Source organism: Pseudonocardia alaniniphila, from assembly GCF_022524485.1.
GTDB lineage: Bacteria > Actinomycetota > Actinomycetes > Mycobacteriales > Pseudonocardiaceae > Pseudonocardia > Pseudonocardia alaniniphila.
This window is the reverse complement of record NZ_JAKXMK010000008.1, coordinates 97,072-122,047: the sequence shown is the minus strand read 5'-3', so window position 1 is coordinate 122,047 and position 24,976 is coordinate 97,072. Positions and strand designations below refer to the sequence as shown.

Genomic DNA, 24,976 nt, shown 5'->3' with positions numbered 1-24,976 from the left:
GTGCGAGCCTCCTGCCCTGATGGCAGCGAGTAGCTCGTGTGCCATCACGATATATCGCGATACGGTGAAGACCTATCGCATGTGACGCCGGTCACGTTCTAGCGGGCGCCGCGAAGGCGAGCAGCTCCTTGTTCAGCCGGTCCTTCTCCGTGACGTACAGCCCGTGCGGCGCACCGGCGTAGACCTCCAGCCTGCTGTTCGGCAGCAACGCGGCGGTCGGCCGCCCGGTGACGTCGATCGCCGCCGACGCGTCGGCGTCGCCGTGCACCACCAGCGTGGGGATGTCGATCGAGCACAGCTCCGCCCGCAGGTCGACGCCCATCGTCTGCAGGGTGGCCGTCTGCACCTCGAGCGGGGTGACCAGGATCGACCGGATGGCGTCGTCCACCAGCGCGGGCGAGAGCCACGCGCCGGTGCCGCTCGTGGCGAAGTACGCCGGTGCCCCGTCGTGGAACCACTTCGGGCGGTCGGCGCGCAGTGCCGCCACGATCGCCTCCAGATGCTCCTGGGGCACGCAGCCGGGCGCCATCCCACCGACGTACGCCGCGCGGTCCACCCGGCCGGTGCCGTAGCGGGTGAGGTAGCGCGTCAGCTCCAGAGTCCCGAGGCTGTGCGCGACGAACACGACCCGGCGCAGGTCCAGCCGATCGAGCAGCCCGGCCAGGTCGCCTGCGAGGGTGTCGAGGTCATATCCCGTGCCCGGGACGTCCGAGCGGCCGTGGCCGCGCCGGTCGAGCGCGATGCAGCGGTATCCCGCCTCGCGGAAGGCCGCGACCTGGTACTCCCACATGGTCGAGCTCATCGACCAGGCGTGGACGAACACGGCCACAGGTCCCGTGCCGCCGCCGTCGTAGTAGTAGAGCCTGGTGCCGTCCGCGGCCTCGATGTGCGGCATGTCGTTTCCCTTTCACGTCTGCCCGATGTGTCGATGTCGACGATCGGGCATGACGCGTGGCCGGTCGATTACGCCAGGGGTAACGAGGTGCGTCACCCGCTCGGGGGGCCCGGCTCGGGAGCGGGGCTGATAGGAACACGGAGCCGGTCGTTCGAGCAGTCGCGCGACCGGGTGAGGACCGAGGAGGTCGGATCACATGCTGCTGAAGATCCTGGGCATCATGGTGGTCATCTGGCTGGCCCTCGCGGTGCTGGGAGCGGTGTTCGAGTTCCTCGGCACCGCGCTCGTGATCGGTGCCGTGGTGGTGGTCGGCATGGTCACGTACTCGGCCGTGAAGGCCGGGCGCTCCCGCCGTTCCATCGGTCGCTAGCGACCGGTGCCCGGAAGCGCGCCGCAGTTCTCGTTCACGTAGGCCTGAACCCGTTCGCGCGCGGCGGCGAGCTCCGGCGCCGCGAGCCGGGCGTTGAGCTGCGGGTCGCGGGCCACGGCCGCCCCGTTGCCGCCGTTGGCCAGTAGCGCATCGAGCTGCAGACCCATCGAGTCCACGGTGAGCTGGACGTCGTCGTGGATCTCGTCGGGGGCGGAGTTCAGCATCGCCGCGCCCGCGCGCCGTACCCCGTCGATGGTGTTCGTCAGCTCCTCGGGACTGCCGCCGCCGCGGGTGATCAGGGCCGACAGCGGCCGCACCGCGGCAACGTTCTGCTGGGCGGCGACACAGAACGGGCTCGAGGCCGGCGGCGCCGCACGGGTCGGCTCGCGGCCGTCGGCATCGGCGACGGACCCGCCGCACCCCGCCGCGAAGGCGCAGGCGACCAGCGTGGCGGCCAGCATCGTGGCACGCGGAACGAGACCCATCGTCACTTCCCCGAAAGCGATCTGTGGAGGTGCAGACGATAGACCTCGCCCGGATCGGTCCTTGTGAGGCGGCTGCCCCGAATGGGGGCACTTCTCCCGCCCGGAACGTTCTCGGCGTCCTGATCGTTGTTACGGACGTGCCCACCATCGGACCTCGCCGGATCGCGGCGTTCACAGCCCTCGGGCGTGTACTGGTCAGCGGACTCAGGCCGGGCGCCCCGGGGTTCGGCGATCGGCTGCGCTCGGTGCCCCGGATGCTGCGTGGTGCCTTCTCGGGGCGTTACCCCGACCTGACCCGTGGGCGGCTCGGGCTCCTGCTGCTCGCGCTGGCCTACCTGGTCTCGCCGATCGACCTCGTCCCCGAGGCGTTCCTGGCCCTGCTGGGCATCGGCGACGACGTCATCGTCGCGGCGTGGCTCGGCGGCGCCGTTCTCGTCGAGACCGAGCGGTTCCTCGCGTGGGAGCGCAACCAGCCGGTCGTGATGGACCAGCAGCCCGCCTGACGCGGGGTCGATCTTGTACCGCATCGGCGGCCCCTTACGGTGAGCGCCATGCCGATCCTCGAAGTCCATCTCGTCGAGGGGATGCACACCCCCGCACAGCACGCCGAGGTGCTCACGGCGATGAGCCTCCGCTGCGCGGAGCTGCTGGACACGCCCCTGGATCAGGTGCGTGCCTACGTCACGCTGCACCGGCCCGAGCACTGGGCCACCGCGGGCAGCCCCGCGTCGGGACGTTCGGCCCCCTACTTCACGGCCACGCTCCTGGAGGGCCGCTCGACCGAGCAGCGCCACCGGCTGCTCGGTGCCGTCACCGACATCATCGTCGACGTGCTCGGTGCCGACCGGCGGATGGTGCAGGGCCGGATCATCTCGGTGCGACCCGAGGACTGGGCGATCGGTGGCGTGCCGGCCACCGCCCGCCGCGGCGAGCCGCGCGCCCGCGCCGCCACCTGAACGAGCTCTGCCCTAGCGCTGGGTCCAGGGGCCCACGCCACCTACCCGCTCCACGGCGATCCGCACCACGAAGCCGGGCGGCGGGTCGGGCGGCAGCGGGAACTCGGCGTCCGGCCCGGCGTAGACCTTGACGAGCCGTTGCAGCAGCTCGGGCGCCCCACCCTCGGTGACCGTGGCCGTGCCGTGGATCACCAGGTTGTACTGCATCCCCATCGCGTTGCGCTCCTCGGAGTCCAGCGACAGGACGACGCGGGGGTTGCGTCGGAGGTTGCGAACCTTCCGGTGCTCGGGAAGGTGTGCCATCACGATCTCGTCGCCGTCGAGCCCGATCCACACTGCGCTGAGGTGAGGGCTGCCATCGGCGTTGACGGTGGCGCAGTGGGCGAGCCGCCCGGACTCGACCAGGGCACGAGCGCTGTCGGGAAGGGTGGCCACCGGCGCACCGTAGCGCGTGTATCTACCGGTCGCCGCAGATTTCGTGCCCCGCCAGGTGCCATCGCGGTCCTGATGGTAGGCATCGACCGTGGGAACGATGCGCGTGATCACGCAGCTGTCGACGGGCGGACCCGAGGTGCTCGAGGTCGGTGAGGCGGAGGTACCGACGCCGCTGCCCACCGAGATCCGCGTTCGCGTCGCGGCGGCGGGGGTCAACCCGGTGGACTGGAAGACGCGCGCCGGTGCCGGCATGGCCCCGGTGATCGGTCCGCCGCCGTTCACCGTCGGCTGGGACGTCGCGGGCACCGTCGACGCGGTCGGCCCCGGGGTCACCCGGTTCTCCGTGGGCGACTCGGTGTTCGGGATGCCGTGGTTCCCGCGCCAGGCCGGCGCGTACGCCGAGTTCGTCACCGCTCCCTCACGGCACTTCGCGCACCGGCCGGCCGGTCTGTCGGAGGTGGAGGCGGCCGGGCTCCCGCTCGCGGGGCTCACCGCGTGGCAGGCGCTGGTGGACATCGCGGGCGTGCAGCCGGGCCAGCGGGTCCTCGTGCACGGTGCCGCGGGCGGGGTCGGGCACCTGGCCGTCCAGATCGCGAAGGCCCTGGGCGCCTATGTGGTCGGCACCGCCTCCGTCGGCAAGCACAACCTGCTCAACGACCTGGGGATCGACGAGGCCGTGGACTACCGGACCGAGGCGTTCGAGAAGGTGATCGAACCCGTCGACCTCGTCCTGGACATGTTCGGCGGCGAGGTGGCCGTGCGCTCGCTCGACGTGCTGCACCCCGACGGCCGGCTCATCTGCCTGCCCTCAGCAGCAGCGGCGGATGCCGTGGCCGCCGCGGGGGATCGGGGCCTGCGCGCCACCGGCATGCTCGTGGAACCCGACGGCGACGGTCTCGACGAACTCGCCGAACTGGTCGGCGACCGGCGGCTGCGGGTGCTCGTGGCCGAGACCTTCCCCCTGGAACGGGCCTCGCACGCCCATCGGGCAGGCGAGCTCGGGCACACAACCGGGAAGTTGGTGCTGACGACCTGATCCGGCCGGGGTCAGCTCGTCACGTCGGTCAGCGCGGCGTCGAGGATCTCCAGACCACGGCCGATCTCGCCCTCGGTCGCGGTGAGCGGCGGCGCGATCCGGAACGTCCCGCCCATGCCGGGCAGCTGCACGATGTTCATGTGCAGGCCGAGCTCGGCGCACCGCTGGGTCACCGCGGCGCCGAGCGTGTCGGTGTCGCCGATGCCCGGTCCGGCCACCAGCTCCAGCCCGACCAGCAGGCCGCGCCCGCGCACGTCCCCGATCACCGGGTGCTTGCCGGCCAGCTCGCGCAACCCGTCCTGCAGGATCTTCCCGAGATCGTGCGCCCGTTCGTCGAGCCGGTCGCGGACCAGCACGTCGAGCACGGTGTTCCCGACAGCGGCCGGCAGCGGGTCGTTGACGTGCGTGGTGAAGAACAGGTAGCCGCGGTCGTGGGCCTCCTGCTCGACCTCCGCGCTGGTCAGAACGGCGGCGAGCGGCAGCCCGGCACCGAGGGTCTTGGACAGCGTCAGGATGTCGGGGACCACTCCGTCGCGCTCGAACGCGTACCAGTCCCCGGTCCGGCACAACCCGGTCTGGGCCTCGTCGAGGATCAGCAACATCCCGCGCTCGTGGCACTTGTCCCGCAGCGCAGCCAGGTAGCCGGGCGGGAGATCGACGACACCGCCGGAGCTCAGGATCGGCTCGACCAGGCAGGCGGCGAGACTGCCGACCGACTGGGCGTCGATCAGGTCGAACCCGAGGTCGAGCTGACGGCGCCAGTCGAGGTTCCCGTCGGCGTCGACGAGGTCGGGCCGGAACCGGTCCGGTACCGGCAAGGCGAAGTTGCCCGGCGCTGCCGGCCCGTAACCGGAGCGGCCTGCGACATAGGTGGCGTTCGCCGCGGCCTGGGTCATCCCGTGCCAGGACCGGGCGAACGATACGATCTCGTGCTTCCCGGTGACGAGTTTCGCCATCCGGATCGCGGCCTCGTTCGACTCGGCACCGGTGGTCAGCAGCAGCACCTTGTCCAGCGGAGCGGGCACGCTGTCGGCCAGTCGCCGGGCCAGGTCGACAACCGGACGGGACAGCATCCCGCTGTAGAGGTGGTCGAGCCGGCCGACCTGCTCGCGGACCGTTGCGACGATCGCCGGATGGGAGTGTCCGAGTATCGCGCTCATCTGACCTGAGGTGAAGTCGAGCAGCTCGCGCCCGTCCTCGGTGAACACCCAGCTGCCGGCCGCGCGGTCGATGATCCCTGGGCTGAAGGCCGCGCGGCCCGCGTAGCGGATCAGGTGACGGTCGGGGGCGGTGTCGTCCGGCATGGCGTCGACGGTAGGAAGAACGGATCTCTGCGTCCACACGACATCTGCCAGCGCCCCGGAGAACGATTGCGTCAGCGCACCGGCACACCTCGTCGCAGGGGGATGCGGGCGCGCAAGGATGCTCCCGCCGGGCCATCGACGACGGCGATGGTGCCGCCGTGGCGGACGGCGATGTCGCGGGCGATGGCGAGCCCGAGCCCGGACCCTCCCGCGTCCCGGGCCCTTGCCTCATCGAGCCGGGTGAAGCGGTCGAAGACCGCCTCGCGGTGCTCGGGAGGGATACCTGGTCCGTCGTCGTCGACCTCGAGCACCGCGTCGCCGCCGCAGCGCACCAGGCGGACGACCACGGCGGTCCGGGCGTGCCGCACGGCGTTGTCCACGAGGTTGGCGACCACGCGGCGCAGTTGCTCACAGGACCCGTTGACCACGATCTCGCTGCTGATGTCCAGCGAGACGCCGACCTCGGTCCGCGAGCGGGCACGGGAGGCCTCTTCCGCGGCGACCTGGCCGAGGTCCACCTCCTCGTGCTCCGCCGGCTCGTCGGCGTCGAGGCGGGCGAGTAACAGCAGATCGGTGGTGAGGCGCTGGATCCGGTCGACGTCCGTGAGCGCTTCGGCCGTGAGCGCCTGGGGTGGCGCGATCTCCAGGCGGGCGCGGAGCACGGCGAGCGGACTCCGCAGCTCGTGGGCGGCGTCGGCCACGAACTGCCGATGACGGCCCACGGCGTGCTCGAGCCTGTCCAGCGTCCGGTTCGTCGTCGCGGCGAGGCGGGCGATCTCGTCACGGGCCGGGGGCACCGGGACCCGTCGGTGCAGATCGCTCGCGGTGATGTCCGCGAGCTCCTGACGGATCGCCGAGACGGGCGCGAGGGCCCGTCCGACCGCGAGCCAGGTGAGACCCGCGACCAGCAGGAGCAGGGCGGGGATGCCGGGCAGCAGCACGCTCCACAGGGTGGCCAGCGCGGTGGCGACGGGCTGCAGGGAAGCTCTCGCCTGTACGAGAACCTTCCCCGCCGCGGTGTCCACCGGCTTGCTCACCACCGTGTAGGTCGCCGACGGGGTCCATTGCTTGGGCACCACCAGGACGTTGCGCGTCGGGGGCTCGCCGATGATCACGACATCGGGGTCGACGGCAGCGCCGGGCGAGCCTGCTCCGGCCGCCCCGCTGCCGTCGGCCAACCGCTCGGCCGTGATCGCGGCGCGCCGGGTGGCCTCCGCGGCCGCGCTGTCCTGCAAGCTTCCGCGGAGCACGCTCACCAGCGCCACCGACACGACGCCGAGGGCGACGGCGACGATGGCGGTGGCAGCGAGAGTCGCCCGCAGGCGCACGGACAGCCGTGACGTGAACCGGCCGCTCACCCGGACGCCTCGAGCCGGTACCCGGCGCCTCGGACCGTGACGAGGGAGGTGCGCTCGAACGGCCTGTCGATCTTGCGACGGAGGGCGCTGATGTACACCTCGACGATGTTCGGGTCGCCGTCGAACGCGAAGTCCCAGGCCTGCGCGAGCAACTCTCGCTTGGAGACCACCTCGCCCGCTCTCCGGGCGAGGGTGTGCAGCACGGCGAACTCCTTCGGGGTCAGCGCGATCTCGACGCGCCCCCGCCGGCAGCGCAGCCCTGCCGGATCGAGGGTCAGGTCACCCACCGTGATCGACACCGGCCGGACGGGCCCGCCGCGGCGCACCAGCGCGCGCAGCCGGGCCAGCAGCACGACGTAGGAGAACGGCTTCGACAGGTAGTCGTCCGCACCGGTGTCGAGCGCCTCGGCCTCGTCGTGCACGCCGTCCTTCGCAGTGAGCATGAGGATCGGCGTCCAGATGTCGGCGGCGCGCAGCTTGCCGCACACGGTGTAGCCGTTCATCCGGGGAAGCATGACGTCGAGCACGATCACGTCGTACTCGTTCTCGCCGGCCATCCAGAGCCCGTCGGGGCCGTCGTGGGCGACGTCGACGGCGAAGCCTTCTTCGGCGAGACCGCCCGCGAGCACGTCGGTCAGTCGTTTCTCGTCCTCAACCAGGAGCAGGCGCACGCCCGTCAGTCTGGCCAGGGCGCCTGAGGTCAACCTGAAGACGTGTTCAGCGATGTTCAGTCCGGTTTCAGCAGTCCGGCGCGAGCCTGTGCTCGTTCGATCGACCGAGAGGAGAGCACCTGTGCGCATCCGTACGATCGCCGGTTCCGTGCTGGCAGCTGCGGGCCTGATGACCGTCCTGACCGGGGCTGCCAGTGCGAGCACACCCGACCCGGGTGAGCCGTCGGGGGAAGCAGTCGTCGTCACGTGCGAGGACGGCAACGCCACGTTCCGCCCGCTCACGGATGAGGAGCGGGCGAAGCTGAAGGCGGTGCGGGAAGGGGAGCGGGACGGCAAGGTCCGCTTCCACCGTGGTTCGCCCCCCGATGGGGACCATGCCGTTCCACACGGGAAGAAGATCAAGGTGATCTACACCGGCTCCGGGCCGGTGCCCGCGGAGAAGGCGCGACTCGCGTGTGGCGCGTCGGCTGAGCATCGGGACGAGTAGCACGTGCCGGCGGGCCCGTGCCGGTCTCGGGGGTCGGCACGGGCCGTCAGCGCCGTGGCGGAGTGCTCCGCGCCCGGGTGACCACCTCCTTGACCCGATCCCGGACGCCGCGCAGCTCCGTCAGGTAGAGCCAGTAGTCGGGGTGCGCGCCGGTGAGCCGCTCCTGGGCGTTCGCGAGTCGCACCGACTGCGCGTCGAGCACGGGGCCGAACTCGGCGACGAGCCCGCGGTCCACCACGAGCCGCTGGGCGTCGCGCACCACGAACCGGGCGTCGGCGGCCTGCTGCCCGGGATCGGCCCGGACACCGCGCAGCAGGGAGAGCCGATCCGTGACGAGGTCGTGGTGCTCCTCGGCACGTCCGAGCGCCGAACGGGCCGCCGCGATCTGGTCCGCGGCCTCGTCCCAGTCGCCGGCCTCGGCCAGTCGCCGGGTCTGCGTGATCGCCCGGTCGGCCTCGGCGATCGCTTCGTGGGCGAGCGCCTCGGCTCCGGTGAGGTCGCGGGAGCAGGGATCGGAGAACTCCCGGCGCAGGGCCGAGAGCGCGGGCTGGATGCGGTCGGTCTTGGTGGCCGCGGCCGACCGGCGGGTGGCGATGCTGCGGAGCGCGGTCCGGACGGCCTCGGCGGTGCCAGGGGCCTCGGCGGCGAGCGTCGCCGCCGACCGCGCCAGCTCGAGGGTGTGCTCGGCGACCTGCAGGCGTTCGCGCAGGTGGGCGCCGGGGCGCTCGAGCCGTCCGGCGGTCCGCTCGGCCTCGGCGAGCCGTTCCGCCGCACGGCGGGACCGGGTGCCGGCCGCCTCCGCCCGCTCCACGGCGGTGCGTGCCTCGATCAGCGCCGTGCGTGCCTGCTGGATCCTGCGGGGCACGCTGCTGCGCGTGTACGCCGCCTCGTCGAGCGGACGCGAGTGCGAGTCGCGAAACCGGCGGATCGTCTCGCGGGCCCGTTCGATCTCCCGCAGCGCCCGCTCGTCGGCTGCGCGGGCGACCGCGGCCGCGTGAGTACCGGTCGCCGACAGGTAGGCCTCCGTGGCTGCGTCCCCCATGGCCGCGACCTCGCGCCAGGCCTCCGCGAGTCCCGGCGCGATCTCGAGCTCCTCGGCGTCCCGCACCGCCTCGGCGACGGCCCGCTGCTCGTCGTCGAGCGCGAGGAAGGCCTGTGTCGCGGCGTTGCGCGCGGCCACCGCGCGTTCGTCGGCGGGCTCGTCCCTGGGGTCGGACCTGCGGAACAACGTGCTCCCCTCGCGCGCACCGGGCTGGTCGAACCGTACCCGGACAGGCGCTTTGCGTGTCCTGTCCCGATACGCATCGTGAAGCGCTCTTTGTTCGTGGATGACCAACACTCTGAAAGCTTTGCCGACCCTTGACGCTCGGAGACTCACGTGCTCTCGATCACGACGCGGCCCGTGTGCGGTGTTGATCGTGCGGCGACCGGCAACCCCGACTGCTCCGTTCGCTGGTACCGCTCCCGCCGTGTCCGCTCTGTGGTTACGACGGAGCGCCGACCGGCGGAGGACCGGGGCCGATTCTGCGCCGAACGGAGCCCTTCGAACGGCGTGTCGCGGCCGACATGCCTATTCCGCCACTCGTCGCCCGGTGCTGCTCAGCGACCTCAGTTCCGGTGCCGCGTGGGTCAAAGGCGGGTCATCGGCGTTTAACGTTTCCCCCGGATCGATCACGACCTGGTCACAGACCGGACACGGACCGCAACCCCGAGCGGTTCGCCCCGCACCCCCGAGCGGGACGTCCGGCCGGGTCGCTCAGATCCGGAAGGAATGGTTGTGGCACGGCACCGCTCCCCCTCGGGCCGGCGCGCACACCTTGGGCCCCCGCTGTCGCTCGCCATGGCGACAGCGGGGGCCGGTGGCGCACACCGGTCGACCCCAGCCCGGCAACTCACCCCCTCACTCTCGATTCGACTCGCCGCGACGGTCGTGGCAGGCGGCGCAGTCGCCGCCACAGGCCAGCATGTGCTCGCCACCGCTCTCCCCGCGGTCGCCGACGGCGCGAGCGCACTGAGCCTCGGTATCAACGGGCTCGTCGGCCCCGACATGGATTTCCGCGTGGCAGCGGACGCCGCCCCGCTGGTGGCTGATCCTCCCCCCGCCGCCGCAGTCGCGGGGGTCGATCCCGCACCCGTCATCGCCGATGCGGCCTCGCTCGTGAAGGTGGCCGACCTACAGCGCTCCGTCACCGACGCAGCCGCCCGTACCGCCGATCAGGCCGCGGCCAAGGCCGAGCAGGCCAAGGCGGAGGCCGCCCGCGCCGAGCAGGCCAAGAAGGCGGCGGCTCCCGTGGCGGACCTGGGCCGCGCGATCCAGATGGTCACCGGACGGGTCACGTCCGGCTTCGGGCTCCGCGCCGGCACGACACACCAGGGCCTGGACATCGCCGCCCCCATCGGCACCCCCATCCGCGTCCCGATCGCAGGCACCGTGATCAGTTCAGGGCCCGCCACCGGTTTCGGGCTCTGGGTGCGGGTCCGGCACGCCGACGGCACGATCACCGTCTACGGGCACATCAACCGCTCGCTCGTGAAGGTCGGCCAGAAGGTGGCGGCCGGCCAACAGATCGCCGAGGTCGGCAACCGCGGCCAGTCGACCGGACCGCACCTGCACATCGAGGTCATCACCCCGGCCGGCAAGAAGATCAACCCGCGCCCGTGGCTCGACCAGCACGGCATCCTCTACTAGCGGTTACTGGTCTCCGAACACGCTGAGCGCACGCATCTTGTTCGTGACGTCCAGCGCCGCCACCTTGTACGCCTCGGACAGCGTCGGGTAGTTCAGCACCGTGTCGACGAGGTAGTCGACGGTGCCGCCGCAGCCCATGATGGCCTGACCGATGTGTACGAGGTCGGTGGCGTTGGTGCCGAACACGTGCACGCCGAGCAGCTTGTGGTCCTCGGTGGAGACCAGAAGCTTGAGCATCCCGTAGGAGTCACCGACGATCGCCCCGCGTGCGAGCTCGCGGTAGCGCGACATCCCCACCTCGTACGGCACTGCCGACGACGTCAGCTCCGCCTCGGTCTTCCCGCAGTAGGAGATCTCGGGAACCGTGTAGATGCCGATGGGCTGCAGCTGCTGCAGCTCTCGCACCGGCTCCCCGAAGGCGTGGTTGGCGGCGAGGCGTCCCTGGTCCATGCTCGTGGCCGCGAGCGCGGGGAAGCCGATCACGTCGCCCACGGCGAAGATGTGGGGCACCGCGGTGCGGTACTGCCCGTCCACCGTGATCCGCCCGCGCTTGTCGGCGGCCAGGCCCGCCTTCTCCAGGGCGAGCTCGTCGGTGACGCCCTGGCGGCCTGCCGAGTACATCACCATGTCCGCGGCGATCCGCTTGCCGCTCGCGAGGCTCGTGACCGTGCCCTTCGGGGTGATCTCGACCTTCTCGACCTCCTCCCCGAACCGGAACGTGACGGCCTGGTCGCGCAGGTGGAACTTGAGCGACTCGACGACCTCGGGATCGCAGAAGTCGAGCATCGAGGGACGCCTCTCCACGACGGTGACGCGCGTGCCGAGTGCGGCGAACATCGATGCGTACTCGATGCCGATCACCCCGGCACCGACGACCACCAGCGAGCCGGGCACGCGCTGCAGCGTGAGGATGGCGTCGGAGTCGATCACGTGTTCCTCGTCGAACTCGACCGCAGGCGGCCGGGCCGGCTTCGTGCCGGTGGCGATGATGATGTTCTCCGCGGTGACGGTGTTGTGGTCGCCGCGCCCCTCGCCCTCGACGACGACGGTGTGCGGGTCCTCGAAGCGGGCGGTGCCGCCCAGGATGTCGATGTGGTTGCGCAGCAACTGGTTGCGCACCACCTCGACCTCGCGCCCGACGACGTGAGTGGTGCGGGCGAGCAGGTCGCCGATCGTGATCTCGGCCTTGACCCGGTAGCTGGCGCCGTACATGTCCCGCTGCGCGAACCCGGTGAGGTAGAGCACGGCCTCCCGCAGCGTCTTCGACGGGATCGTGCCTGTGTTCACACAGACACCGCCCATCATGTTGCGCCGTTCCGCGACGCACACCCGCTTGCCGAGCTTCGCGGCCGCGATCGCCGCCTTCTGACCGCCGGGTCCCGAGCCGATCACCAGCAGGTCGTAGTCGTACACGGGAACGTCCTCCCCCTCACTCGCTCGGCAGGCGCCCACCTGATCAGCGCCGGTGGCGGCCCAGCCACGCTGGCCAGCGTCGCGGGCGGAGGCACCCCGCGGCAAGCGCGGGAGGTTAACAGTCGACGACGACAATCCGGCGGCGTCGTCCACAAGGCGGCTTCGAGAGCCGATCTCGGGCGCTCGCGGCCCCGGTGGTCCACAGGTGCGCGGTCAACGGCGCCCGGACGGCTGCGGCGTCCCCGATGCTCGGCGCATGGCAACTTCCGACATCCCCCGCTCCGCCTCGCCCTGGCGATCACCGTCAGGTCCGGCGGTCCGGGTCCGCGAGCCGGGTGAGCTGGTGGCCGCCGTACCGGTGCTGCTCGGCTTCCATCCCCGCGAGTCCCTCGTGCTCGTGGCCACCGGCGGTGGGTCCGGCCGCAGGCTGGGGCTCACGCTGCGGGTCGACCTCCCCCCGCCCGAACACGTCCGCGACCACGCCGCCTGCGCCGCCGAGCACCTGCTCCTCGACACGCCCACCGGAGCCGCGGTCGTCGTGGTCGCCGCCGCCGCCGCGCCGCACGTGGAGCTGGTCGGGCATGTGATCCAGGCCTTGGAACGGCACCAGGTGCGTGCCCACACCGTGCTGTGGGCGGAGAGCACGAGCGAAGGTGCCCGCTGGTCCTGCTACGACACCTGCGAATGCACCGGCGTTGTGCCCGACTTCTCCACCACCACGTTCGCAGCGGCGGCTGTCACCGCGGGCCAGGTCGTGTGGGCCGATCGGCGTGAAATCGAGGCACTGGTCGCGCCGGCCGACCCGGAGCGGATCCGCAGGCGGGAGGCGTTGCTGATCCAGGCCACGGACGAAGCGCTGGCCCGGTCCGATCCCGGTGCCGTCGTCGATGCCGCGGTCGTCGACGCCGCCGTCGCCGACGCCGCAGCCGATCGGCTGGTGCTCGACGACGCCAGGGTCGTCGCGCTCGCCGGGGCGCTCGCTGTCCCGGCCATCCGTGATTCAGCCCTGCTGCAGTGCATCGGGCCGGCAGCGGCGGCAGCAGAACAACTCTGGACGGCGCTGGTCCGCGAGACCCCTGATCCCGAGGCCGCCGAACCCGCCGTGCTGCTGGCCGTGTCGGCCCTGATGCGCGGCGACGGGGCGCTCGCCAACATCGCACTCGACCGGGCCGAACACGCATGGCCCGGCCACCGGCTGGCCGCGATCGTGCGCTCGGGTCTGCTCGGAATGCGCCCCGAGCAGATCAGGGAGTTGCTGCGCGACTGCGAGGGGCATGTCGGTGGCGCCGTCCGTCGGGAGCGGCTGCCGCGCAGGGGCCGCTCGTGATCACGCCACGGCGCGGCTCAGACGGGCTGCCTGCTCTGGGTGAAGCGCCAGGCGTCGCCCACGATCCTGGTGATGTCCGTGAACTGTGGGCGCCAGCCGAGATCGGTCATCGCAGCCTCGCTGGAGGCGATGAGCACCGCCGGGTCGCCGTCCCGTCGCGGTGCGACGGTGGTAGGGATCGGATGGCCGGTCACGGTCCGGCAGGCATCGATCACCTCGCGCACGGAGAAGCCGGTGCCGCTACCCAGGTTGTAGATGGAGTGCGCGCCCGGCTGGGCGTACTCCAGCGCCAGCAGGTGAGCCGCGGCCAGGTCGTCGACGTGGATGTAGTCGCGCACGCACGTGCCGTCGGGGGTGGGCCAGTCGTCGCCGAACACCTGCACCATGTCGCGCGTGCCAGATGCCACCTGCAGCACGAGCGGGATGAGGTGCGTCTCCACCGTGTGCCGCTCGCCGAAGCGGCCGTGCGCGCCGGCCACGTTGAAGTAGCGCAGGCTCACCGCCGCCAGACCGTGCGCGATCGCGTACGACCTGATCGCGTGGTCGATGGCGAGCTTGCTGGAGCCGTAGGGGTTGGTGGGCCGGGTGGGGGCGTCCTCCCGGATCGGCACCTGCTCGGGCTCGCCGTAGGTGGCCGCGGTGGAGGAGAACACCAGCCGGGGCGTTCCGTGGTGGCGCATGGCCTCGAGCAGCCGGAACGTGGTCACGACGTTGCCCGACCAGTACAGCTCCGGCTGCTTCACCGACTCGCCCACGAGCGACTTGGCGGCGAAGTGCAGTACGCCGTCGAAGCCTTCGGCCAGCACGTCGTCCGCCGCCTCGGCCAGGTCGGCCCGCACGAAACGGGCGCCATCGGGCACCGCGTCCTGGTGCCCGGTGGAGAGGTCGTCGAGCACCGTCACGTCGTGGCCCGCGTCCACCAGGTGTGCGGCGCAGACACTGCCGACGTAGCCGGCTCCACCGGTGACGAGCAGCTTCACGAGGTTCCTCCTGGGACGGGCCGACTGCCGGGGCGTCACGCCGACCACCACCGCGATGCGGATCGGGTCGGCGGCGCACACCGTCTCATGCCGCTTCCGCCCACCGGACGAGGGGGAGGAGCGGGGTCAGCGCGCTCGCACGAGCACTGCGTGCGCGATGAGCGGTGCCACCGTGGCCTCCGCGCCTTCGGCCGCCACGGGCACCGCATCCCCGAAGCGGGAGATGGAACGCACCTGCACGTCGCCGCCCGGCACGATGCCCGCGCACTTGAGCTCGGCCATCAGGTCGGCGTCCACCTGCACGTGCTCGGCGATCCGCCGCACCTCCACCATGCCGCCACCGCGCCGGGCGAACTCGTCCAGCCGCTGCAGCCCCACCTCGAGCGTGGGTGGTGCGGAGACGGCCACCGACGCGGCGTCGGCGCGCTGCGAGAGCTCGTCCAGCCCGGGGATCGGGTTGCCGTAGGGGGAGATGGTGGGGTTGTCGAGCAACTGCACGAGCTTGCGCTCCACGGCGTCGCTCATCACGTGCTCCCACCGGCATGCCTCGGCGTGCACCAGCTCCCATTCGAGCCCGATCACGTCGGAGAGGAGCCGCTCGGCCAGCCTGTGCTTGCGCATCACCGACACGGCCCGGGCCCGACCGCTGTCGGTCAGCTCCAGATGCCGGTCGCCGGCCACCACCACGAGGCCGTCGCGCTCCATCCGGGCGACGGTTTGGCTTACCGTCGGGCCGCTCTGGCCGAGGCGCTCCGCGATCCGCGCCCGCAGGGGTACGACGCCCTCCTCCTCGAGTTCGTAGATCGTCCGGAGGTACATCTCGGTCGTGTCAATGAGCTCATTCACGCGCCCAGCCCCTTCGTCAATACCCCATCTTATCTGGGCAGTGGCTCGTCGAGGTCCGCCAACCCCGGCAGAATCGGCCAGGTGGCCACCCTATTGCCATCATTGGTCGCCTCGTCAGGCATGACACCCACTTCCCACGCCCCCATTCGCCATGCCCGGCGGCCACCAGGGCGGCGCCCTGAGGCGCGCTGGGCCTGCTGATCCCTTACGGTCGCGCCATGACTCCGCGAGCCGCGGTCGTGTGGACGCCCGAGTTCCTGCGGTATGACCTCGGCGGCGAACATCCGCTCGACCCGGTCCGTCTCGACCTGACAATGCGTCTCGCCACCGGGCTCGGCATTCTGGAAGGCGTCGAACCGCTGGTTCCCGAACAGGCGCCGGACGAGGAGATCCGGCGGGTCCACGTGCCCTCGTACCTCGCGGCGGTGAAGTCGGCTCCCGACGCCCCGTTCGGAGTGGGCCACGGGCTCGGCACGGAGGACAACCCGGTCTTCTTCGGCATGCACGAGGCCAGCGCGCTGGTGTGCGGCGGCTCCCTGCTGGCCGCCAGGGAGATCGCCGAGGGCCGGGCCGACCGCGCCGTCAACATCGCAGGCGGGCTCCACCACGCGATGGCCGACCACGCGTCCGGGTTCTGTGTCTACAACGACTGCGCCGTCGCGATCTCCTGGCTGCTCGACCACGGGTTCGACCGGATCGCCTACATCGACGTCGACGTCCACCACGGCGACGGCGTGCAGGCCGCGTTCTACAGCGACCCGAGGGTCCTCACCATCTCCCTGCACCAGCACCCGATGACGCTGTGGCCGGGCACGGGGTGGCCGGGTGAGTACGGCGAGGGCAAGGGCGCCGGATACGCGGTCAACCTGCCGTTGCCGCCCGGCACGGCCGACGGGGCCTGGCTGCGCGCGTTCCACGCGGTGGTGCCGTCGCTGATCACCGAGTTCCGCCCGCAGATCCTCGTCACCCAGTGCGGGGTGGACACCCACGTCGAGGATCCCTTGGCCAACCTCGGGCTGTCCGTCGACGGCCACCGGGCCATCTACCGGGAGCTGCGCCAGCTGGCCGAGCACGCCGCGGGCGGGAAGTGGCTGGCTCTCGGGGGCGGCGGGTACGGGCTGTTCCGTGTGGTGCCGCGGTCCTGGACACACCTCGTCTCCACGGTGCTCGATCGCGACGTCGAGCCGCACCGGCCGCTGCCTGCCGGGTGGGTGGCCCACGCCGCGGGGCTCACCGGGCAGCGACTGCCCACCGAGATGACCGACGGGCGCGAGATCGGTTACGAGCCCTGGACCGAGGGTTCCGACCGCGTCGACGCCGCGGTGCTCGAAACCAGGCGAGCGGTCTTCCCCCTCCACGGCCTCGACCCCGACGATCCGCGTGACTGAGGTCGACCCCGCGCCGGGCGCGGAGGCGCAGCCGGGCTATCCCCGCCATTGGGAGGCCGACGTCGTGGCCTCCGACGGCGGCATCGTGCACCTGCGCCCGATCCTGCCCAGCGACGCCGACGCGCTCGTGCGGTTCCACGCGAGCCTGTCGGAACGCACCCGCTACCTGCGGTTCTTCGGGCACTATCCGCGGATCTCGCCGCGCGACCTCGAGCGGTTCACCCGCGTCGACCACCGCACGCGGGTGGCGTTCATCTGCCTACTGGGCGACGAGATCATCGCTGTCGGGCGCTACGAGGGGCTTCCCGGTGAGGGCGGGCCTGGTGGCACCTCGGGCACGGAGGGCTCGGACTCGGCGGAAGTCGCGTTCGTCGTCCGCGACTCGCACCAGGGCCGCGGTCTCGGTTCGATCCTCTTGGAGCACCTGGCGGCTGCCGCCCGGGAGAACGGGCTTCGCCGGTTCGTCGCCGAGGTGCTGATCGAGAACCACCAGATGGTGCGGGTCTTCCGGGATGCCGGCTACCAGGTGAGCCGGACGTTCGACGAGGGCACGCTGCACCTCGAGTTCGACGTCGATCCCACCGAGCGCTCGCTCGCCGTCCGCGACTCCCGCGAGCAGCGGGCCGAGGCGCGCAGCGTGCGCAACCTCCTGCACCCCACCTCCGTCGCGGTGATCGGCGCGTCCACCGACCCCGCCAAGATCGGCCATGCCGCGCTGTCCAACCTGCTGCGGGCCAACTTCAGCGGGCCGGTCTACCCGGTCAACCCCGAGGCCCGCTCGGTCCGTGGCGTCCGTGCCTACGGCTCGGTCACCGACATCCCGGACGCCGTCGATCTCGCAGTGGTTGCCGTGCCCGCCGCGGGGATCGACACGGTGATGGACTCCTGCCTGGCCAAGGGCGTCAAGGCGCTGGTTCTGATGAGCGCGGGGTTCGCCGATGCGGGGGAGGGAGGCCTCGTCGCGGAGCGGCGGCTGGTCGCGGAGGCGCGCGCCCACGGGATGCGGGTGGTCGGCCCGAATGCGCTCGGGGTGGCCAACACCGACTCCGAGATCCGCCTCAACGCCACTCTCGCCCCTGATCTGCCCGGTCGTGGCCGGGTGGGGTTCTTCTCCCAGTCCGGTGCGCTCGGTATCGCGATCCTCGCCGCCGCCAAGGAGCGGGGGCTCGGCCTGTCCACGTTCGTCTCCGCTGGCAACCGGGCGGACCTCTCGGGCAACGACCTGCTGCAGTACTGGCAGACCGACCCGGCCACCGATGTTGTGCTGCTGTACCTGGAGACGTTCGGCAACCCGCGCAAGTTCGCCCGGCTCGCGCGCCGCCTTGCGCGTACCAAGCCGATCGTCGCGGTGAAGAGCGGCCGCCACTCCGCCGCCGTGCCGGCGTTCGCGGCGAGCGGGGTGCCGATCGACGAGGCGAGCGTCCAGGCCCTGTTCGAGCAGGCCGGCGTGATCCGCGTCGAGACGCTGTCGCAGCTGTTCGACACCGCGCTCCTGCTGGCCTACCAACCGTTGCCCGCCGGGCCGCGGGTGGCCGTCGTGGGCAACTCCACCGCGTTGGGGCTCCTCGTCGGCGACGCGCTGCTCGACGAGGGAATGGAGCTTGCCGGGCCACCGGTCGACGTCGGTGCGAGTGCCCCGCCCGAGGAGCTCGCCGCCGCCGTCGCCTGGGCCATCGGCGACGCCGGGGCGTCGGGCGAGGCCGCCGGCGCCGACGCACTCGTCGTGGTGTTCGTGCCCCCCATCGCCGTCCCGGGCGCGGCCTACGCACGGGCACTGCGTGAGGCCGTCGCGAGAGCGGACAAGCCCGTGGTCGCGGTCTTCCTCGCGGCGGAGGGGGTGCCGGCCGAGCTGGCCGTGCCCCGCGAGGACGGCGGACCGGGGCCGGGATCCGTGCCCAGCTACCCGAGTCCGGAGCGGGCGGCGGCCGCGCTCGCCCGGGTCAGCCGGTACGCCCGGTGGCGCTCGCGGCCCGTCGGGCAGTTCGTCTGCCCGCCGGGGCTCCACACGGACCAGGCCCGGGAGCTGGTGGAGCGGTTCGGTGGCGGGGAACGCACCGAGCTCAGCGACGAGCAGGCGGTCGAATTGCTTGCCTGCTTCGGCATCACGGTCGTCGACTTCCGCCGCGTCTCCGGAGCCGATGCCGCCGTCGCCGCGGCCGACGAGCTCGGCTACCCGGTGGTGCTGAAGGCGGTCGGCGACCGCTGGCGGCACCGCACCGATCTCGTCGGGGTGCACCTCGACGTCGGCACGAGCGGCGGCGTGCGCCGCGCTCACGAGGACATCGTCCGGCTGACCGGCAGCGGAGAGGTCTACGTGCAGCGGATGGCACCGAAGGGGGTCTCGTGCGTCCTGGAGGTCGTCGACGACCCGTCGTTCGGTTCGCTGCTGTCGTTCGGGCTCTCGGGGATGGCCACCGAGCTCCTCGGGGACCGCGCGTTCCGGGTGGTGCCGGTGTCGGACCAGGACGCCGCCGCGCTGGTGCGTGCACCGCGGGCGGCCCCGCTGCTGGCCGGCTACCGCGGCACCGAGCCGGTCCGGCTGGACGCGCTGGAGGAGCTGGTGCTGCGTGTCGGCCGGATCGCCGAGGACCTGCCGCAGGTGCGCTCGCTCGCCCTCGACCCGGTGCTCGCCTCGGCCGAGGGCGTGTTCGTCACCGGAGCGCGGATCGTGCTGGGGCCGCCCCCCACCCGGCAGGAGAGCGGCCCCCGCCGCATCTGAGAGGCAGCCCCCGACCGCTACGCGGTGCGGGTGGTCACCGCCGGAACGACACCTGCAGCGTCGGCTGGCTGACCCCGGCGAAGAAGTCGTTGCCCTTGTCGTCCACCACGACGAACGCCGGGAAGTCCTCCACCTCGATCTTCCACACCGCTTCCATGCCGAGCTCGGGGTACTCCAGGACGTCGACCTTGCGGATGCAGTCCTGGGCGAGCCGGGCGGCCGGGCCACCGATCGAGCCGAGGTAGAACCCGCCGTAGGTGGCGCAGGAGGTGGTGACCTGCTTCGACCGGTTGCCCTTCGCGAGCATCACCAGCGAGCCGCCTGCGGCCTGGAACTGCTCGACGTAGGAGTCCATACGGCCCGCGGTGGTGGGCCCGAACGAACCGGAGGCGTAGCCCTCGGGTGTCTTGGCAGGCCCGGCGTAGTAGACGGGGTGGTTCCGCAGATACTCGGGCATGGGCTCCCCGGCCTCCAGCCGTTCCGCGATCTTCGCGTGCGCGATGTCGCGCGCCACGACGAGCGGGCCGGTGAGCGAGACGCGTGTCTTCACCGGCAGCGACGAGAGCTGCGCGCGGATCTCGTCCATCGGCCGGTTCAGGTCGACGTGCACGACCTCTTCGGAGAGGTCCTCGGAGGTGGTCTCGGGGAGGTAGCTCGCGGGGTCGCGTTCGAGCTGCTCCAGGAACACACCCTCCGGCGTGATCTTGGCCTTGGCCTGCCGGTCGGCCGAGCACGACACCGCGATGCCGACCGGGAGCGACGCACCGTGGCGGGGCAACCGGATGACGCGCACGTCGTGGCAGAAGTACTTGCCGCCGAACTGGGCGCCGATGCCGAACTCGCGGGTGAGCTCGAGGACCTGCTGCTCGAGGTCGCGGTCGCGGAACGCGTGGCCGATGTCGGAACCGGCGTCGGGGAGCGTGTCGAGGTAGCGCGCGGAGGCGAGCTTGGCGACCTTGAGCGTGTACTCGGCGGACATCCCGCCGACGACGATCGCGAGGTGGTAGGGCGGGCAGGCCGAGGTGCCGAGCGAGCGCAGCTTCTCGTCGAGGAAGCCGGCGAGCTTCTTCGGGTTCAGCAGCGCCTTGGTCTCCTGGTAGAGGAACGTCTTGTTGGCCGAGCCGCCGCCCTTGGCCATCACCAGGAACTCGTACTTCGGCGCCTGGCCCGGAGCGCTGTAGAGCTCGACCTGGGCCGGGAGGTTGGTGCCGGTGTTCTTCTCGTCCCAGAACGACGTGGGTGCCATCTGCGAGTAGCGCAGGTTGAGCTCGTCGTAGGCCTCGAAGATGCCGCGCGAGACGGCCTCCTCGTCGTTGCCGCCGGTCAGCACCGTCTCGGTGCGCTTGCCGATGACGATCGCGGTGCCCGTGTCCTGGCACATCGGGAGCACGCCACCCGCCGAGACGCACGCGTTGCGCAACAGGTCGGTGGCCACGAACCGGTCGTTCGGCGACGCCTCGGGGTCGTCGACGATGGCGCGCAGCTGCGCGAGGTGCGACGGGCGCAGCATGTGCTGGATGTCGTGCACGGCCTCGCGCATGAGCGCCGTGATCGTGGTGGGGTCGATGTCCAGGAACGTGCGACCCGCGGCCTCGATGACCTGGCCCGGCGGCAGGTCGAGACGGCGGTATTCCGTGTCGTCGGGGCCGAGGGGGAGCACGTCGGTGTGGCGGAACTCGGGCACGCACCGAAAGTAACAGCGCGGCGGTGACCGGGTGAGGCGGGCGTGGGTCGGGAGGCCGGACCGGCCCCCGACCAGTCCGACCCCCCGGGGACGCGCGAACGGACGGGCCGACCGCGCAAGCACGCCCTGAGACCTTCTCCCGTACGGCCCGGAACGTCAACTTGTGGCCATGGCTAATCAGATATCCGTAGGGTCAGCGCCATGGCTGGATCGATTCTCGGCACCTCCGTCCGCCGAGTGGAAGACCTTCAACTGATCACCGGTGCGAGCACCTATGTCGGGAATCTCGCCCTCGATGGCGTCCTGCACGCCGCTTTCGTCCGTTCTCCGCTGGCCCATGCGCGGATCCTCGGGATCGACACCACCGAGGCGAAGGCCGCTCCCGGGGTCGTCGCGGTCTTCACCGCTGCCGATCTCGGCCTCCCCGCCCACCACGGGCTCATGGTCGTCAACCCCGACCTCCCGCGCCCGCCGCTCGCCACCGACCGTGTGCGCTTCGTCGGCGAGGCGGTGGCGGTCGTGATCGGCGAGACGAAGGCCGCCGCCGTCGACGCGGCCGAGCTCGTCGAGGTCGACTACGACCCGCTCCCTGCCGTGATCGACCTGGAGGCCGCGCTGGACCCCGCCTCCGAGCCGCAGTTCCCGGATCTGGGAAGCAACGTCGCGGCGGGTGCCCGCTCCGACAACGCCCCGCTCGCCGACGCCGAGGTGGTCGTCCGCGCTCGGATGGTCAACCAGCGGCTCGCGGTGATGCCCATGGAGGGCAACGCGATCGCCGTACTCCCGGGCCCGTGGGGCGAGGAGGGCGCGAACGACGAGCTGACGATCTGGGTGTCCACCCAGATGCCGCACGGCTTCCGCAACCAGACCTCCGCCGTCCTCGGCCTCGACGCCGACCGCGTGCGGGTGATCACCCCGCACGTGGGCGGTGGGTTCGGCGGCAAGGCCGGTCTCCTCGCCGAGCACACCGTCGTGATCGGTGCGGCGCGCGCCCTCGGCCGTCCGGTCACGTGGGTGGAGACCCGCTCGGAGAACCTCGTCTCGATGCCGCACGGCCGTGCGCAGGTGGGGTACTACGAGCTCGGGCTCACCCGCGAGGGCGTCATCACCGGCATGCGGGCCCGGGTGGTGGCCGACGCCGGCGCCTACGCCGGGTTCAACGGCGGCCTGGTGATGGGCCCGACGTACCTGATGAGCCAGGGCGTCTACCGGATGCCGAAGATCGGGTTCGACGCAGCCGCGGCGCTCACCAACACCACGCCGGTCGGTGCTTTCCGGGGAGCCGGGCGCCCGGAGGCCACGGCTTACCTCGAGCGGATGATGGATCTCGCGGCCGACGAGCTCGGCCTCGACCCGGTGGAGATCCGCCGGCGCAACTTCATCCAGCCGACCGAGTTCCCCTTCACGACGATCCCCGGTGCAAACTACGACATCGGCGACTACGACCTCCCGCTGCGGGAGGCGCTGCGGCTCGTCGACTACGAGAAGGTCCGCGAGGAGCAGGCCACCCGCCGGGAGGCGGGCGACCCGGTGATGCTCGGCATCGGCGTGAGCGTGTACGTCGAGATCACCGCGGGTGGCGGCGGCACCGAGTTCGGGTCGGTCACCGTGCACGCCGACGGCTCGGCCACGATCTCGGCGGGCACGTCCGGCCACGGCCAGGGCCACCCGACGGCGTTCGCCATGCTCGCCAGCGACCGCCTCGGCATCCCGATGGAGAAGATCCGCTTCGTGCAGTCCGACACCGCGGCCGTTCCGCGCGGTGGTGGGACGGGTGGTTCGAGGTCGCTTCAGATGGGCGGCAACGCCGTCCGTGCCGCGGCCGAGGACGTGCTGGAGCAGGCGAGGCGGCGCGCCGCGGCCATGCTCGAGGCGTCGGTCGACGACGTGCAGCTCACCGAGGACGGCGAGTTCGGTGTGGCCGGTGTGCCGTCGGTGACGCTCACCTGGGCGCAGGTGGCGGGCGCGGCGGAGAACGACGGGGCGCAGCTCGCGGCCGCGCTCGACTTCCGCCAGGAAGGTGCCACGTTCCCGTTCGGGGCTCACGTGTCGGTGGTCGAGGTCGACACCGAGACCGGCCGGGTGACGCCACGGCGGCACGTCGCGGTGGACGACTGCGGGCGCATCCTCAACCCGCTGCTCGTCAACGGGCAGCAGCACGGCGGACTCGCGCAGGGCATCGCGCAGGCGTTGTACGAGGAGATCGTGTACGACTCCGAGGGGCAGCCGCTCACCGGCACGCTGGCCGACTACCGGATGCCGAGCGCTGCCGATCTCTTCACGTTCGAGACCGCCAACACCGAGACGCCCACACCGATGAACCCGCTTGGCGCCAAGGGGATCGGCGAGTCCGCCACGGTCGGCGCCACGCCTGCCGTGCAGAACGCGGTGGTGGACGCGCTGCGCCCGCTCGGCGTGCGGCACGTCGACCTCCCGTGCACCCCGGAGCGGGTGTGGCGGGCGGTCCAGGACGCCCGTAGCGGGCACCCTGCCGATCTCTGGCGCGAGCCGCCGGCAGCCTTCGCCTCGCTGCCCGTCCGCCCGGGTGGCGAGGTCGTGGAGGGCGGCGAGATCTGAGTTTCGTCCGGCTCCTCCCCGTCTGGATAGGGCGCGGTGCGTTTGTGCGTGACCGCGTCGGCTGATCGCTCCACAGTGTGACCGGAGTGACACATCCGGACGGGGAGGAGCTGCCGGTGAGCTCGACCATCGATGCCTCGGCGATCGACGCGGTGCTGCGTGACGGGGTCGAGTCCGGGGCGATGCCCAACGCGGTGGCGATCGCGGCCGACCGCGACGGTGTGATCTACGAAGGGGCGGCAGGCCCCCGGGTGGCAGGCGGCACCGACCAGGTGTCGCCCGACACCCATTTCCGGATCATGTCGATGACCAAGATGGTGGCCACGGTGGCCGCGCTGCAGTTGGTGGAGCAGGGCGCCCTGGATCTGGACGCTCCCGTGGAGGCGTATCGCCCGGAGTTCGCCGAGCTACAGGTGCTGGAGGGCTTCGACGGGGACACTCCCCGGCTGCGGGCCCCGGCGAGCCGGGCCACGGTGCGGCATCTCGTCACGCACACCAGCGGCTTGAGCTACTGGTTCTGGAACGCCGGCATCGCCCGCTGGCAGGAGCTGACCGGCACTCCGACCGTCACCTCCGGCAAGGACATCGTGTTCACCGCGCCGCTGGTGGCCGACCCCGGCACGAAGTACGAGTACGGGATCAACACCGACTGGCTGGGCCGGGTCATCGAGGCGGCGTCCGGGACGACCCTGGACGTGGTGATCGCGCAGGGCATCACCGGCCCGCTCGGGATGCGGGAGACCTCGTTCGCGCCCACCGACGCGCAGCGGGCGAACACCGCCGCGGTGCACGTCAAGGGCGAGGACGGCCGCTGGACCGACATCGGGGAGATCCTCCCGGCCACACCGGACTTCTGGGCGGGCGGGCACGGGCTCTACTCGACCCCACGCGACTACCTGAAGTTCCAGCGGGCCCTGCTCGGCGGGGGCACGTTCGAGGGCGCCACGATCCTGAAGCCGGCCACGGTGGAGGCGGCGTTCACCAACCAGATCGGGGACCTGGACTTCCCGGCCTCGATCGACACCGCGGACCCCCGTTCGTCTCACGGGTTCCATCCGGGCCCTGGCTGCAAGTGGGGATACGGGCTGCTGCTCAACACCGCTGACGTGCCGGGGATGCGCCGAGCCGGCAGCGGCGCCTGGGCCGGGCTGATGAACACCCACTTCTGGGTCGACCGCACCACGGGGATCACGGCGGCGATCTACAGCCAGTCACTGCCGTTCATCCCCGAGGAAGCTCTCGCGGTGTACAGCGCCTTCGAAAGTACCCTTTACGCGCACCTCTGAAGCCGGATTCGGGTACGCCGAGTCGATGCACCGCCCCCCGAAAGTGTGGTCGCCGCGGCGCTCGGCGAGA

Annotated in this window: 22 protein-coding genes; 11 read left to right on the top strand and 11 right to left on the bottom strand. The window is 71.7% G+C overall.

The window, feature by feature from the left end; genetic code table 11:
• Positions 1–91: 91 nt before the first annotated feature.
• The gene (locus tag MMF94_RS10470; RefSeq protein ID WP_241036142.1) at positions 92–895 is read right to left on the bottom strand and encodes an alpha/beta fold hydrolase; all 804 of its coding nucleotides are present in this window, start codon (positions 893–895) and stop codon (positions 92–94) included.
• A gap of 196 nt (positions 896–1,091) precedes the next feature.
• Between MMF94_RS10470 and MMF94_RS10465 the strand changes: the two genes are divergently transcribed.
• The gene (locus MMF94_RS10465; RefSeq protein WP_241036141.1) at positions 1,092–1,265 is read left to right on the top strand and encodes a hypothetical protein; all 174 of its coding nucleotides are present in this window, start codon (positions 1,092–1,094) and stop codon (positions 1,263–1,265) included.
• On the opposite strand, the gene MMF94_RS10460 is transcribed toward MMF94_RS10465, so the two are convergent.
• Entirely contained in the window at positions 1,262–1,750 is a 489-nt protein-coding gene (locus MMF94_RS10460) for a hypothetical protein (RefSeq protein ID WP_241036140.1), read from the bottom strand. The two genes, MMF94_RS10465 and MMF94_RS10460, sit on opposite strands and share 4 nt — an antisense overlap.
• Before the next feature lie 137 nt (positions 1,751–1,887).
• On the opposite strand from MMF94_RS10460, the gene MMF94_RS10455 reads away from it, so the two are divergent.
• Together MMF94_RS10455 and MMF94_RS10450 are read left to right on the top strand one after the other, a co-directional pair.
• The gene (locus tag MMF94_RS10455; protein ID WP_241036139.1) at positions 1,888–2,253 is read left to right on the top strand and encodes a YkvA family protein; all 366 of its coding nucleotides are present in this window, start codon (positions 1,888–1,890) and stop codon (positions 2,251–2,253) included.
• Positions 2,254–2,301: 48 nt separating this feature from the next.
• Positions 2,302–2,706, top strand: a complete 405-nt coding sequence (locus tag MMF94_RS10450; RefSeq protein WP_241036138.1) for a tautomerase family protein — start codon at positions 2,302–2,304, stop codon at positions 2,704–2,706.
• A gap of 12 nt (positions 2,707–2,718) precedes the next feature.
• Here MMF94_RS10450 and MMF94_RS10445 read toward each other — a convergent pair whose 3' ends face one another.
• Positions 2,719–3,141, bottom strand: a complete 423-nt coding sequence (locus tag MMF94_RS10445; RefSeq protein WP_241036137.1) for a PPOX class F420-dependent oxidoreductase — start codon at positions 3,139–3,141, stop codon at positions 2,719–2,721.
• Positions 3,142–3,238: 97 nt separating this feature from the next.
• Between MMF94_RS10445 and MMF94_RS10440 the strand changes: the two genes are divergently transcribed.
• The gene (locus MMF94_RS10440; protein WP_241036136.1) at positions 3,239–4,177 is read left to right on the top strand and encodes an NADP-dependent oxidoreductase; all 939 of its coding nucleotides are present in this window, start codon (positions 3,239–3,241) and stop codon (positions 4,175–4,177) included.
• An 11-nt stretch (positions 4,178–4,188) separates the two neighbouring features.
• Here MMF94_RS10440 and MMF94_RS10435 read toward each other — a convergent pair whose 3' ends face one another.
• From MMF94_RS10435 to MMF94_RS10425, 3 genes are all read right to left on the bottom strand, one after another.
• A complete protein-coding gene (locus MMF94_RS10435; RefSeq protein ID WP_241036135.1) occupies positions 4,189–5,481 on the bottom strand; it encodes an aspartate aminotransferase family protein in 1,293 nt (430 codons plus the stop codon).
• A gap of 71 nt (positions 5,482–5,552) precedes the next feature.
• Positions 5,553–6,839: a sensor histidine kinase gene (locus MMF94_RS10430; protein WP_241036134.1), complete on the bottom strand. Its 1,287-nt coding sequence runs from the start codon at positions 6,837–6,839 to the stop codon at positions 5,553–5,555.
• Positions 6,836–7,510 carry a response regulator transcription factor gene (locus MMF94_RS10425; protein ID WP_241036133.1) on the bottom strand — a complete coding sequence of 225 codons (675 nt, stop codon included), beginning with the start codon at positions 7,508–7,510 and terminating at the stop codon, positions 6,836–6,838. Before MMF94_RS10425 ends, MMF94_RS10430 begins: the two co-directional genes overlap by 4 nt.
• Positions 7,511–7,631: 121 nt before the next feature.
• Between MMF94_RS10425 and MMF94_RS10420 the strand changes: the two genes are divergently transcribed.
• Positions 7,632–7,997, top strand: a complete 366-nt coding sequence (locus MMF94_RS10420; RefSeq protein WP_241036132.1) for a hypothetical protein — start codon at positions 7,632–7,634, stop codon at positions 7,995–7,997.
• A gap of 46 nt (positions 7,998–8,043) precedes the next feature.
• Here the strand turns inward: MMF94_RS10420 and MMF94_RS10415 are convergent, their stop codons facing one another.
• Entirely contained in the window at positions 8,044–9,225 is a 1,182-nt protein-coding gene (locus MMF94_RS10415; protein ID WP_241036131.1) for a coiled-coil domain-containing protein, read from the bottom strand.
• A gap of 702 nt (positions 9,226–9,927) precedes the next feature.
• On the opposite strand from MMF94_RS10415, the gene MMF94_RS10410 reads away from it, so the two are divergent.
• On the top strand, positions 9,928–10,686 hold the full coding sequence (locus MMF94_RS10410; protein ID WP_241036130.1) for a M23 family metallopeptidase: 759 nt from the start codon (positions 9,928–9,930) through the stop codon (positions 10,684–10,686).
• Between the two features lie 3 nt (positions 10,687–10,689).
• Here the strand turns inward: MMF94_RS10410 and sthA are convergent, their stop codons facing one another.
• Positions 10,690–12,099, bottom strand: a complete 1,410-nt coding sequence (sthA, locus tag MMF94_RS10405; protein ID WP_241036129.1) for a Si-specific NAD(P)(+) transhydrogenase — start codon at positions 12,097–12,099, stop codon at positions 10,690–10,692.
• 256 nt (positions 12,100–12,355) lie between these two features.
• Here sthA and MMF94_RS10400 point away from each other — a divergent pair, with 256 nt between their 5' ends.
• Positions 12,356–13,426, top strand: a complete 1,071-nt coding sequence (locus MMF94_RS10400; RefSeq protein WP_241036128.1) for a DUF4192 domain-containing protein — start codon at positions 12,356–12,358, stop codon at positions 13,424–13,426.
• A gap of 17 nt (positions 13,427–13,443) precedes the next feature.
• Here MMF94_RS10400 and galE read toward each other — a convergent pair whose 3' ends face one another.
• Together galE and MMF94_RS10390 are read right to left on the bottom strand one after the other, a co-directional pair.
• The gene (gene galE, locus MMF94_RS10395; protein WP_241036127.1) at positions 13,444–14,406 is read right to left on the bottom strand and encodes a UDP-glucose 4-epimerase GalE; all 963 of its coding nucleotides are present in this window, start codon (positions 14,404–14,406) and stop codon (positions 13,444–13,446) included.
• A 126-nt stretch (positions 14,407–14,532) separates the two neighbouring features.
• Positions 14,533–15,252, bottom strand: a complete 720-nt coding sequence (locus MMF94_RS10390) for an iron-dependent transcriptional repressor DtxR (protein ID WP_241036126.1) — start codon at positions 15,250–15,252, stop codon at positions 14,533–14,535.
• Positions 15,253–15,470: 218 nt separating this feature from the next.
• Between MMF94_RS10390 and MMF94_RS10385 the strand changes: the two genes are divergently transcribed.
• On the top strand, positions 15,471–16,640 hold the full coding sequence (locus MMF94_RS10385; RefSeq protein WP_241036125.1) for an acetoin utilization protein AcuC: 1,170 nt from the start codon (positions 15,471–15,473) through the stop codon (positions 16,638–16,640).
• On the top strand, positions 16,633–19,359 hold the full coding sequence (locus tag MMF94_RS10380) for a bifunctional acetate--CoA ligase family protein/GNAT family N-acetyltransferase (protein ID WP_241036124.1): 2,727 nt from the start codon (positions 16,633–16,635) through the stop codon (positions 19,357–19,359). The genes MMF94_RS10385 and MMF94_RS10380 overlap by 8 nt, the downstream gene beginning before the upstream one ends.
• 34 nt (positions 19,360–19,393) lie before the next feature.
• Here MMF94_RS10380 and MMF94_RS10375 read toward each other — a convergent pair whose 3' ends face one another.
• A complete protein-coding gene (locus MMF94_RS10375) occupies positions 19,394–21,043 on the bottom strand; it encodes a fumarate hydratase (RefSeq protein WP_241036123.1) in 1,650 nt (549 codons plus the stop codon).
• 201 nt (positions 21,044–21,244) lie between these two features.
• Between MMF94_RS10375 and MMF94_RS10370 the strand changes: the two genes are divergently transcribed.
• Together MMF94_RS10370 and MMF94_RS10365 are read left to right on the top strand one after the other, a co-directional pair.
• Entirely contained in the window at positions 21,245–23,620 is a 2,376-nt protein-coding gene (locus tag MMF94_RS10370) for a xanthine dehydrogenase family protein molybdopterin-binding subunit (RefSeq protein WP_241036122.1), read from the top strand.
• Positions 23,621–23,736: 116 nt separating this feature from the next.
• On the top strand, positions 23,737–24,906 hold the full coding sequence (locus tag MMF94_RS10365; RefSeq protein ID WP_241036121.1) for a serine hydrolase domain-containing protein: 1,170 nt from the start codon (positions 23,737–23,739) through the stop codon (positions 24,904–24,906).
• Positions 24,907–24,976: the final 70 nt, after the last annotated feature.

Coding starts and splice junctions, on each gene's coding strand:
- MMF94_RS10400 (WP_241036128.1), top strand. CDS start 12,356: ATGGCAACTTCCGACATCCCCCGCTCCGCCTCGCCCTGGCGATCACCG.
- MMF94_RS10470 (WP_241036142.1), bottom strand. CDS start 895: ATGCCGCACATCGAGGCCGCGGACGGCACCAGGCTCTACTACTACGAC.
- MMF94_RS10440 (WP_241036136.1), top strand. CDS start 3,239: ATGCGCGTGATCACGCAGCTGTCGACGGGCGGACCCGAGGTGCTCGAG.
- MMF94_RS10385 (WP_241036125.1), top strand. CDS start 15,471: ATGACTCCGCGAGCCGCGGTCGTGTGGACGCCCGAGTTCCTGCGGTAT.
- MMF94_RS10460 (WP_241036140.1), bottom strand. CDS start 1,750: ATGGGTCTCGTTCCGCGTGCCACGATGCTGGCCGCCACGCTGGTCGCC.
- MMF94_RS10450 (WP_241036138.1), top strand. CDS start 2,302: ATGCCGATCCTCGAAGTCCATCTCGTCGAGGGGATGCACACCCCCGCA.
- MMF94_RS10465 (WP_241036141.1), top strand. CDS start 1,092: ATGCTGCTGAAGATCCTGGGCATCATGGTGGTCATCTGGCTGGCCCTC.
- MMF94_RS10435 (WP_241036135.1), bottom strand. CDS start 5,481: ATGCCGGACGACACCGCCCCCGACCGTCACCTGATCCGCTACGCGGGC.
- MMF94_RS10370 (WP_241036122.1), top strand. CDS start 21,245: ATGGCTGGATCGATTCTCGGCACCTCCGTCCGCCGAGTGGAAGACCTT.